Origin of the sequence: Pseudomonas entomophila L48 (assembly GCF_000026105.1) — a bacterium.
Lineage (GTDB): Bacteria > Pseudomonadota > Gammaproteobacteria > Pseudomonadales > Pseudomonadaceae > Aquipseudomonas > Aquipseudomonas entomophila.
In genome coordinates this window covers 548,796-559,118 of record NC_008027.1, presented here as the reverse complement: position 1 = coordinate 559,118, position 10,323 = coordinate 548,796, and the positions used below count along the sequence as shown (strand labels likewise).

General features: G+C 66.6%; 8 protein-coding genes. All 8 read right to left on the bottom strand.

The annotated features are described in order from the left end of the window. Positions 1-93: 93 nt before the first annotated feature. Positions 94-612 carry an Hcp family type VI secretion system effector gene (locus PSEEN_RS02515; RefSeq protein WP_011531920.1) on the bottom strand — a complete coding sequence of 173 codons (519 nt, stop codon included), beginning with the start codon at positions 610-612 and terminating at the stop codon, positions 94-96. A 478-nt stretch (positions 613-1,090) separates the two neighbouring features. Continuing rightward, positions 1,091-2,149 (bottom strand): serine/threonine-protein kinase, encoded by a 1,059-nt coding sequence (locus PSEEN_RS02510; RefSeq protein ID WP_011531919.1) that lies wholly within the window; start codon positions 2,147-2,149, stop codon positions 1,091-1,093. Next, on the bottom strand, positions 2,146-2,874 hold the full coding sequence (locus PSEEN_RS02505) for a PP2C family protein-serine/threonine phosphatase (protein WP_011531918.1): 729 nt from the start codon (positions 2,872-2,874) through the stop codon (positions 2,146-2,148). The genes PSEEN_RS02510 and PSEEN_RS02505 overlap by 4 nt, the downstream gene beginning before the upstream one ends. Continuing rightward, positions 2,874-6,401 carry a type VI secretion system membrane subunit TssM gene (tssM, locus tag PSEEN_RS02500; RefSeq protein WP_011531917.1) on the bottom strand — a complete coding sequence of 1,176 codons (3,528 nt, stop codon included), beginning with the start codon at positions 6,399-6,401 and terminating at the stop codon, positions 2,874-2,876. The genes PSEEN_RS02505 and tssM overlap by 1 nt, the downstream gene beginning before the upstream one ends. Positions 6,402-6,415: 14 nt before the next feature. Continuing rightward, complete coding sequence (icmH, locus tag PSEEN_RS02495) at positions 6,416-7,285, bottom strand: type IVB secretion system protein IcmH/DotU (protein WP_011531916.1); 870 nt, start codon at positions 7,283-7,285, stop codon at positions 6,416-6,418. 2 nt (positions 7,286-7,287) lie between these two features. Then, positions 7,288-8,619 (bottom strand): type VI secretion system baseplate subunit TssK, encoded by a 1,332-nt coding sequence (gene tssK / locus PSEEN_RS02490; protein WP_011531915.1) that lies wholly within the window; start codon positions 8,617-8,619, stop codon positions 7,288-7,290. Then, positions 8,616-9,122: a type VI secretion system lipoprotein TssJ gene (tssJ, locus tag PSEEN_RS02485; RefSeq protein WP_011531914.1), complete on the bottom strand. Its 507-nt coding sequence runs from the start codon at positions 9,120-9,122 to the stop codon at positions 8,616-8,618. The genes tssK and tssJ overlap by 4 nt, the downstream gene beginning before the upstream one ends. 5 nt (positions 9,123-9,127) lie before the next feature. Further along, positions 9,128-10,309, bottom strand: a complete 1,182-nt coding sequence (tagH, locus tag PSEEN_RS02480; RefSeq protein ID WP_011531913.1) for a type VI secretion system-associated FHA domain protein TagH — start codon at positions 10,307-10,309, stop codon at positions 9,128-9,130. Positions 10,310-10,323: the final 14 nt, after the last annotated feature.

Sequence of the window (10,323 nt, the reverse complement as noted above, 5' to 3'; positions counted from 1 at the left end):
TGCATCAATCCAGGCCGCCCCGGCTCACCGCGGCGGCGCAAATAGGGGTAAAGCGGCCATGGCCCGCGGTGCGGGCCATGGCGGGGTCCAGGCTTAGCCTGCGACCGGCGCGCGCCAGTCGTCGGAACCGGAAGTACCGGACACTTCGTGGGTCCAGGTGATCTTGCGGTAGGTGAAGTACACGTCTTCCAGGTGGGTGAAGTGGGCGTTGGCCGGGTCCTGGCAGTTGTGCATGTAGTCCTTGATGTCGACGATGATCGCGTCTTCCAGGACGGTGGTGTAGTAGTGCTCTTGAGTGCCCTGGGCCGAGGTGCGGTACCACTTGATCTCGACCTTGGTCATGCGCTCGCCCGAGGTCAGGGCGGCCAGCAGCAGTGGCGAGGCCTTGTCGAAGACCTTGGTGATCTTCACTGGTTTATGCACGCGCTGGCCGGTCGGCTGGCCGGACTGCGGGTCACGCGGGATGATCACTTCGTGTTCGAAGCCCTGGACCATGACCTGGTCTTCGTGGCCTTCCTGGTAGGTGTTGCCCACCGAGTCGGCGGTGAAGGCGCCGGCAGTGATCAGACCTTGTTTTTCGCCGGTGACGGCCATGTAGGCGGGAGTTGCCATGTGTCGCTCTCCTTGCTTGGAAAATAGTCGCCGGGTGGCAGGAATTTGCCACCTCGGGGCGACTAGGTAATACAAAGGGCGTGCCAGTTTTTATTTATCTATTTAAATCAGATAGTTAGAAAGCATGCACACCCATTTGGGTGTTCTTTTCAAGTTGAACCATTCAAAAGTTGCGCAACTTCTTGCGCAGTGGTGGCAAAAAGTTGCGCAGTTGGCTGTACATGACGAGTAACAAGGCCTGCATCAAACTATCCACACACTTATCCACATTTGAGTGCGCAACTTCTTGCGCAGTTGACCTGTAAGTCAGAAACCAAAAACGGTGGAAGCAATAGCGTTGTATTGGTTGGGCCGGCCTCTTCGCCAGCAAGCTGGCTCCTACAGGTACGGTGCTGGTGCTGGGTACCTAGTAGGAGCCGGCTTGCCGGCGAACACCGGCGAAGCCGGTGCCATGCTCCGTATGCCCACCGAGGGTTATTCACTTGCCGAACCTTGACCAAAAGCCACGCGCAGCAAAAGCATCGCGTAGCTGCGCGGCGCCGATGCTGCGCTGCCCGGGGTCGAAGACCAGGGCCGTGCGCAACGCCGTCCAGGCCTTGGCCGGCATGTTCTCCGGCACCCGCAACGCATGCTGCAGGCCCTGCTCTCGGGCCTTGAGCGACAGCACGCGGTCGAACGGGTGGCGACCAGTGACCAGTTCGTACAACACGCAGGCCACCGCATACAGGTCGCTGGCGGTGCTTGGGGTGCCGCCTTCGAACAGCTCCGGCGCGGCATACGCTGGGGTCCAGGCCTCGAAGCGGCCATGGCTCAGGTGCGGCAGGCCGGCCAGCGGGCCTTCCAGGGCCATGCCCAGGCCGAAGTCGAACAGGCGCAGGCCGTCGTCGGTAAGCATCACGTTGCTGGGCTTGAGGTCGCCGTGCACCACGCCTTGGGCGTGCACGCAGGCGAGCACATCGAGCAACGGCACGGCGATCTCGCGCACCTGCGCCCAGGCCAGGCCCATCGGCTGGTCGCAGAGCAGGCGGTCGAGGGAGGTGCCGCGCATCAGTTCCATGGTGATGAAGCCACGGTCGCTCTCCGGGTCGACGGCGAAGCCTTGCAGGCGTACCAGGTTGGGGTGGCGCAGACGGCTGGTCAGGGCGTACTCGTTGAACAGCAGGGCGTTGGCGTCCGGAGCGGTGGCCAACTGGTCGCTCATCAGCTTCAGCGCCAGCAGCGGCTGCGGGTCGCCGAAGCGCTCCTGCAACAGGTCGCGAGCGCGGTACACCCGGCCCATGCCGCCCGCGCCGAGCAGGCGCTCCAGGCGGTAGCGCCCGGCGAGCACGTCGGGCAACGGTGGCAGCGCGCGCACCGGGGTGGCGGCCGGTGCCTGCGTGGTAGCAGGCGCCCGCCCCTTGCCCCGCCGTTTGCGCCGGCCCTTGCCGGTGCGGGCGGGCTCGGGCGCGGTGGCCTGGTTGAATGCGAAATAGGTCGACTCGCTGTCCTGCTCGAGTGCGTCGAGCACATCCAGCGCGTCGCCGCTGCCAAGGTTCATCGGTGGATCACCACTGCGGTCAGGTTGTCTTTCGCCGAACCGCCCAGGGCGGTTTCGAACAGGCGTTGCAGGGCTTCGCCGGGCGAGGCCAGGTCCAGCGCATGGCCCAGGCCACCGCTCTCCACGCCGTCGTACAGGCCGTCGCTGCACAGCAGGAACACATCACCTGGGCACGCCTCGAACTCCAGCACTTCCAGGGTCAGGCTGGCGCTGGCGCCGACGGCACGGGTCAAGGCCCGCGCCGAAGGGTGCTCACGGGCCTGCTCGGCGCTCATGCGCTCCTTGTCGATCAGTTGCTGCTGCAGCGAGTGGTCACGGGTCAGCTGGTACAGGCGCTGGCCACGCCACAGGTAGCAGCGGCTGTCGCCGGCCCACACGCAAGCGCCACGGCGGCCTTCGAGCAGCAGGGTGACCACGGTGCTGCCGATGATCCGCGCCTGGCCTTCGACACTCACGGTGAGCTCCTGACCAAGCCGGCGGTTGATCCAGTGCAGGCACTGGCGCACGGCGACCACGCGCTCGTCGAACGTGCTGCTGGCCGGCAGTTCGGCCAGGCTCTCGACGATCATCTGGCTGGCGACATCGCCAGCCTCGTGGCCGCCCATGCCATCGGCGACTGCCCACAGCCCCTGCTGCGGGCAGTCGAGAAAGGCGTCCTCGTTGCGCGCACGGACCTTGCCCGGGTCGGTGCGCGCCGCGCTGCGCCAGGGGGTGGCAGGCTGCATCACAGCTCCCCTGGCAGGCGGAAGCCGCGCAGCACGTTCATGTCGAACGGGTTCGGCGCGCGCTGGCTGGTCAGCAGGTAGTTGGCGCGCATGCCGCCGACATTGGCCTTGAGCACCATGGTGTCGCGGCCCTTGAGGTACTCGGTCTGCATCAGGTCGAGCAGGCGGAACAGCGACCACGGGCCGCCGTTCTTCTCCAGCGCCATGGGGCGGCCGTTGAGCTGCTCCAGGGTCAGGCTGCTGTTGCCGTCCTGGGCCTCGGTCGGCCACTTCAGGCTGGTGGAGACGATCGGGCCATGGCGGTAGTCGATCACCGTGTCGCCGAAGCGGAACTCGGCGCGGCTCACCGACGGGTCGAGGGTGTACGGTTCGAGCTTGAACTGCACCTGCGGCTCTTCCGGGTTCTGCGCGAAGAAGCTCTGGCGGATGGTCTGGGCCGCGCCCATCTGCTCCAGGTACGCCCTGGCCATCGGCAGGCTCTGGCCATCGAGGCTGCGCAGGCGGAAGGTGCCGGCTTCACCGCTGACGAACGGGCGCATGTAGGTGTCGAAGAAGCGGTCCGCCACGCCCTGGGCCTTGAAGAAGTCGCGGAAGTCGCTGATCGCCACGTCGCTGGTGCCATGGGCGTTGAACGGGTAGCGCGACTCGATGGCGCGGCCATAGAAGCTGTACAGCTCGCTCTGGTAGCGCTGGTTGAGGTAGCTGTAGGTGTCGTTGAGCACCATGCGCCAGATGTCGTCGGACAGCAGGTTGAACCAGCCGGCCACTGGCCGTGGCAGGCGCGCAGTGCCGTTGCGCAGGCTGCTCAGGGCATCGCGCTGGCCCGACATGCGCGCCTTGGCCATCTGGTACGAGGCTTCCTCGGCCTGGTTGGAACGAGCCAGGCCGGCCATCTGCTGCTGCAGGTCGTTCAGCGCCTGCATGGTCGGCGCCAGGTCGGGGCCCGGGCCGTTGTTGTCGTCGAGCAACCGGTGCAGCGGCTCGAAGCGCCGTTGCAGGGCCATGCGCGCGGTGTCCGGCAGTGGTTTCTTGGCCAGGGCATCGCGGGCCTTGTCGGCCACGGCGCCGGCCACTGCCGCGCCGCCCTTGCCGAGCTTCTTGGCAGCGGCTTTGCCAGCCGCGGCCTCGGCCGCCTGGTTGCCTTCGTCCGGGGTTTCCGCCAGCACCGGGAAGCGGGTGTTCTCGCGCACCTCGGTGAGCAGCAGCAGCAACGGCGAGTTGGCGGCGGTCAGCGCCGACAGCTGGTCGGCGCTTTCGCCCGCGTCGTTGAACGGGATCAGGCCGACCTGGTTGATCGCCTCGCCCCAGTAGTTGGCGTAGTCGCGGAAGTACAGCTGCTCCAACTCGACCATCAACCGGCGCATGTCCATGTCGCTGATGCCGCTGCCCTCGCCCAGCACCCAGTTGTCGCGCAGGATGTCGTTGACCAGGTTGGCGCCCTGCACCGAGAAGTACTGCTGGTAACCCTGGGAGGTGTAGAAGCCGGGGATCGGGTAGTCGATACCAACGAACTGGCTGGCCTGCGGCCCGAGCTGCTGGCTCAGGCGGTACTCCGGCAGGCTGCGGGCCTGTTCGCGCAATACCCGGTAGACCACGCTGGCCAGGGACTCGGCGCGCAGCACTTGGCGCGCCTGGACCACCAAGGCGTCGTTGAGCGGGTAGGCGAACGGCTGCTCGAGCAGACGCCCGAAGTGAGCGTTCAGGCCTTCCTGCACGGCGGTGTTGCCAGGGTATTGCTGCGACCAGCCGGCCGCCACCCAGTCCTTGAGCCAGCCCTGGTCACGGCGGTCGGGCATGCCGAGCATCAGATAGGCGCGCAGGCTGTTGAGCAGGCGCTCACGGCTTTTCAGGTTGCCGCGGATCTGCCCTTCGACCATCTGCGCCACCCGTGGCAGCAGGAGGGTTTCCAGCTCGCGCTGATAGGCCGGCTGCAGCACTTCGTTGGCCGGCACGCCCTGGTACAGGCCACCGCGGTGCAGCCACGAAGCGTCGCTGCGCTCAGGGAACACGCGCGAGGCCTGCCAGGCGGTGTCCAGCGGCTTGAGCGCGGCCAGGGCGTCGTCACGGGCGCCCAGGCCGACATGCTGGCGGTGCCATTGCTGGCCCAGTTCGCGCACCTGTTCCAAGCGTTCATGGTTGCCGGAGAAACTGCCGGCCCACAGCACGCCGAACAGCGCCAGCGCCGCGAGGGCACCAAGATAGACAGCACGCTGGCCCCAATGGATGCGTCGACGTTCGCGCTGGTCGAGGCCAGCCAGGTCGTACTCGGGGAAGATCACCCGGCTGAACAACTGCAGGATGAAACGCGAGCGCCCCTGTGGCGCCGCTCGCCCGGGCTGGCCGGGATGGTAACCATTGTCGCTGTCCACCTGCGGCGCCTGGTGCGGCGCGCTGGTCAGGTAGAAGCCGCGCAGCTGGCTGGCGCGCTGGTAACGGTTGCCGGTGAAGGCGGCGTCGACGAACAGGCACAGTTGGTCGCCGATGCGCCCCAGCTGGTGCGGGAAGTCGAGGATCCGCGCACGGCGCAGGGTGTTGCGCTCGTGGTGCATGCGCTGGGTGACCTGGTCACCCAGGCGTTGCAGCAGGCCTTGGAATTCCTTGGCCAGCAGCTCGGTGTCGGCGCCGTTCTGGCCCTTGCCGAAGGTGATGCCGAACACCTGTTCGTTCTCTTCGCGCGACTGCTGGTCGAAGAAGGCGTCGAAGCCTTGCAGGCGGTCGGTCTTGCTCAGCACCAGGTACACCGGCACCTCGACGTGCAAGCGCTGGCGCAGCTCCTGCAGGCGCGAACGGACTTTCTGCGCCAGATCGTTGACCGCGGCCTCGCCGCCGAGCAGCGTGTCCAGCGGCACGGTGACCACCACGCCATTGAGCGGGCGGTTGCGCCGGCGCAGGCGCAATTGGTCGAGCATCACCCGCCAGGCGCTGCCGTCGATCTCGCTATCGGACTGGTTGAGGAAACGCCCGGCGGTATCCACCAGCACCGCTTGCTCGGCGAAGTAGAAGTCGCAGAAATCGCCATTGGACGGATCACGGGCGAGCTTGCGCTCCAGCGCGTTGATCGGGAACTCCAGGCCCGAATGGTCGATCAGGCTGGTCTTGCCCGCGCCCTGTGGGCCGAGCACCAGGTACCAGGGCAAGTCACGGCGCCAGCGTTCACTGCGGCCACCGTAGAGGCTCGAATGCTTGAGGGTGGACAAGGCATGCTTGAAGCGGGCCTTGATCTCCTTGCCCTCCTCTTCCTTGCGCTCTTCACGCTCCAGGCGCTCGCGACCATCCTCGCTCTCAAGCTCGGCTTGCTTGCGGTTGTTGGCGCGCCAGCTGGCGAACACCATCCACAAGCCCCACAGCAGGAACAGCACGCTGATGGTCAGCAGGCGCGCTGCGGCGTCTTCCCAGAACTTGTTGTCGGCCACCGCCAGCAGCGGCCCGGCGAACCACACCAGCAAGGCCAGGGCCAGCACCAGCAGCAGGCTCCAGACCCAGGTCTTGGCGAGGAAGGCGCCGACTTTCTTGAAAAAATTCTTCATCACAGGTCCTTGTGTCACGGCCGCGTTTGGGCCGCAGGCTGCTCAAGCGTCTGGAAGGGTTGCAGGACGGTCGCGCGCTGTTCCCCCAGCACCCAGGCGAAACCGGAATACATCACCACCAGGCACACCAGGGTGAACAGCGCCACGCTCCACCACGGTACGATGCGCACCGGGCTGTTGCGCAACTGGTCCAGGCCTTCCCAGCGCGGCGACAGCTCGCGCGGCACGTCGCCACGCAGCTGGCGGATCTGCCGGAACAGCGCGTCGCGAATGCCTTCCAGCTCGGACATGCCGCGGTCGATGACCCGGTACTTGCCCTCGAAGCCCAGCGACAGGCACAGGTACATCAGTTCGAGCATCGCCAGGTGCTTGACCGGGTTCTTCGACATGCGGTCGAGCAGCGAGAAGAACTTTTCGCCGCCGAAGGTCTCGTTGTGGAAGGCGCTGAGCAGGCTCATCTGCGACCACTGGCTCTCGTTGCCCCAGGGGGTGGTGACCACCGCCTCGTCGACCACGGTGCACAGCAGGTAGCGGGCCACGGTGACCTGGCCGTTCTCCACGCCCTCGTAGTGAATGCGCGCCTCGAAGGCGCGCACGCAAGCGCTCAGGCGCTCCTTGAGGTTGTTCAGGTCTTCGGCGGTGTCACTGTGCTTGAGCCGCACCACTTCCGAGAGCAGCTCGCTGGCGGCGGCCACCAGTGGGTTGAGGCCGACACTGAAGCTGCCGCTGGAGGGCAGGCGCGCCGAATAGACCACGCGCTGCTCCAGCGGCTCGGCCCGCGCCGAACCGCCCAGGGCGGTGAGCGCCTGCCCTTCCGGAGCCGAGCCATCCTGGTTGAACAGGACGGTCTTGTCGTCCTGGGGGGTATCCATGTCCATGCTCATGCTCAGTTCCTGATGGCCCAGAATTTCAGTTCGAGATCGGAGAACTCACTGGTGACGTGGAAGGCGAAGCCACCGGAGCCGTCCATCTTGGCGCGGTCGGCGGCGTCGAGTTCGACGATGAAGTAGGTCTTGTTGGCGTGGAACGGGATCTGCCGCGGCGCCACCGGCAACGGTTTGACCTTGAGCCCCGGCAGGTGCAGGTTGACCAGCTGGCGGATGCGCTCCACCGGGCCGACCTTCAGGTGCGACGGCAGGCGCTGGCGCAGCTCCTCGGACTCGCAGTTGGCGCTGGCCGCCAGCACGAACGAGGCGGTGGTGAGCAGGCCCGGGTCGTGCAGCGGCGAGACCAGGATGCCGTACTGGCGCTGCTGCAGTTCCAGCTCGATGGCGTGCTGCTCGAGCACCATCGACAGCACCTGGCGGATCGACTCCATCAGTTTGCGGAAGCTCGCGCCCTGGTCGCTGTGCTGGTAGCGGGCATCCAGGCGCGGGCGCTTGGTGTCGCTGGAGAAAGTCGACAGGTCACCCAGCATGATCAGGAAGGTGCGGTACAGCTCTTCGGGGTGCACCTGCTCCAGGCTCAGGTAGTGGCGCAGCAGCAGTTCGGTACGGTTGATCAGCTGCAGCATCATGAAGTCGCCGACCTCGGCGCCACCGACCTTGCCGTTGGAGCGGATACGCTCGGCCAGGGTGTCGCCGCGCAGCGCCAGCATACTGATGACTTCCTTCAGGCACGACAGCAGGTACACCGAGGAGTGGGTGCGGATGAAGGTCGGCACGAAGTCCGGGTCGAGGCTGATCACGCCGTCGGGCGAGGTGTCGAGGATCTCGCAGACCTTGAGCTTCACGTAGGCCTGGTCGGTCTGCTGCTCGCCCAGCAGCAGGCGGAAGTCGGGGCGCGCGCAGTTGATCTGGCTGCTGTTGTCGTCGCCGGCGTTGGAGTCGGACACCTCCACCTCGTAGGTGGTGTAGCGGGTCAGCACATCGGACTGCTCGGGGCGGCGTGCCTCGATGTGGTTGCCGGTGACCAGCGGCAGGGCCATGAAGATCGGCGTAGCGCCGGTGTTCGGCGGCACGTCCAGGGCCAGCGGCTCGCTGCTGCCGTCGAGCTCGAACAGGCTGCCGTCGGGCAGGATGCCGGCGGCGCGGCTGATCACCAGCTTGCCCATGTTGAGGAACTGCAGGTCGATTTCCAGGTTGATGAAGCCCCAGGTGTAGGTACCCAGCAACTGGGTGCGGGTCTTCATCTGGCTGTCGTAGTAACGGTCGTTGTGCTGGAAATGCTGGGGACGCAGCAGCATCCCCTCCTGCCAGACTACCTTGTGCACATTCATGGGCGCTCACCCGCTTGTGCCACTGCCGGCACGCCATTGTGGATACCGGCCTGGTCCAGGTAGAAGTTGGCGGTCACGCGCTCGCCGGCGCGGATCGCCTGCACCCGGCGCCACTGCGCCTGGTCGAGGTCGCGGTAGGCGGCCATGATGCCGACGAAGCGGCTGTCGGGGTCGATGCTGAGCTTGAGGGTCAGGGTCTCGCCCGGACGCAGCTCATGCTCCTCGCTGGCCACCATGTCCGGCGACAGGGCTTCTTTCGGGCGCTGGTAGAGGCTGAAGAAATCGGTGGTCTCGAACGCCACCGGGTGCTTGAGCTCGAACAGGCGCACCACCACCGGCGACGGCCGGCCATTGATGTCCAGGTTGAGCTGGTCGGTGGCGGTCAGCGTGAGGTCGAGCTTGGTCATGTGCGAATACGGCGACAGGGCGCTGCAGCCGGCCAGCCAGGACAAGGTGGCCAGGGCCCACGTCGCCCTGAGCATCGTGCGGGTGATGCGAGTCATGGAAATCATCCTTGCGGGTCGTGATGAAGGGAAGCGATCAGGCGCACCTGCTCTTCGTAGGTTCGGGCGAAGTCCTTGGCCAGCAGTCGCTCGCTCCAGTCTTCGTTGCCCATCAGGGCCTGGTGGTAGCGCACGTAGGATTTCCAGCGGCTACCGAACAGGCCCCGGCGGCCCTGGCGCTCGAACTGCAATACCAGCTGTTCCGGGGCGAAGTGCTCCAGGGTGCTGCGCAGCGCGTGGCGGCTGGCGCCGAGCATGGCCACCTGGTGCGCCTGCAGGTCGCGGAAGGCCTGGGACACCGCCTGCTCGGCGGACATCTGCCCGCCACGGCGTGGCTTGAGCAGCTCGCCGAGTACCTGGTCGGCCTCCAGCGGCGCCTTGATCGGGTTGCGGCTGGCACCTTGCGGAGTGGTCAGCGACAGGCGCAGTTCGTTCTTCAGCTCGCTGCGGGTACGCAGGCTCTGCTGCAAACCGCCGATGCTGTGGCGCAGCAGCCCGGCGGCCTGCACCGCCAGGTCTTCGCGGGCCTGCTCGTCGAGGTTGTCCATGTCCACCCCGAGGGCGGCACCGAAGCGCTTCCAGAAGGCGTCGTCGCGACGCTCGCGCGGGGCCGGCGCAGGCGCGGGCTCCGGTGCTACGGCTGGCACCAGGGTCGGCACGATCAGGCTTTCGCGGTCGATCTGCGCGTAGTCGGCGCGCTGGCGGGCCGGTGGCTCGGGCATGGCCATGGCCGCCAGCTCGTCCATCGGATGCAGGCGGGACTCTTCCTGGTCCAGGGCGCTGATCGGGTCGAGTTCGAGGAAGGCGTCGTCGGGGATGATGTTGCCGCCCGGCATGCCCAGGCTGACATCCATGCCCGGCTCGCTGTCGATCAGCCGCGCGCGCACTTCGATGTCGCCCAGGCGGTACACCGCGCCCTGCTCGATGCGGTACGGCTCGCCCTTGCGCAGCTGGGCACCGCTGCTGGCCAGGCGCACGCCGTTGCTGCTGATGTCGGTCAGGTAGAACCCGCCGTTCTCGTAGGTGACCTGGGCGTGATGGCTGGACAGGTGACGCTTGTCATCCTCGATGCTCCAGTGGCAATCCTTGGCCCGGCCGATCTCGCCACCGGCGCGGCCGAAGGTCTTGGTCGGCGAGTCGGTGCGGCCGTGCTGGCGTTTGTCGAGCAGTTCGAAAACCAGTTCCATGGTCAGGGCTCCTT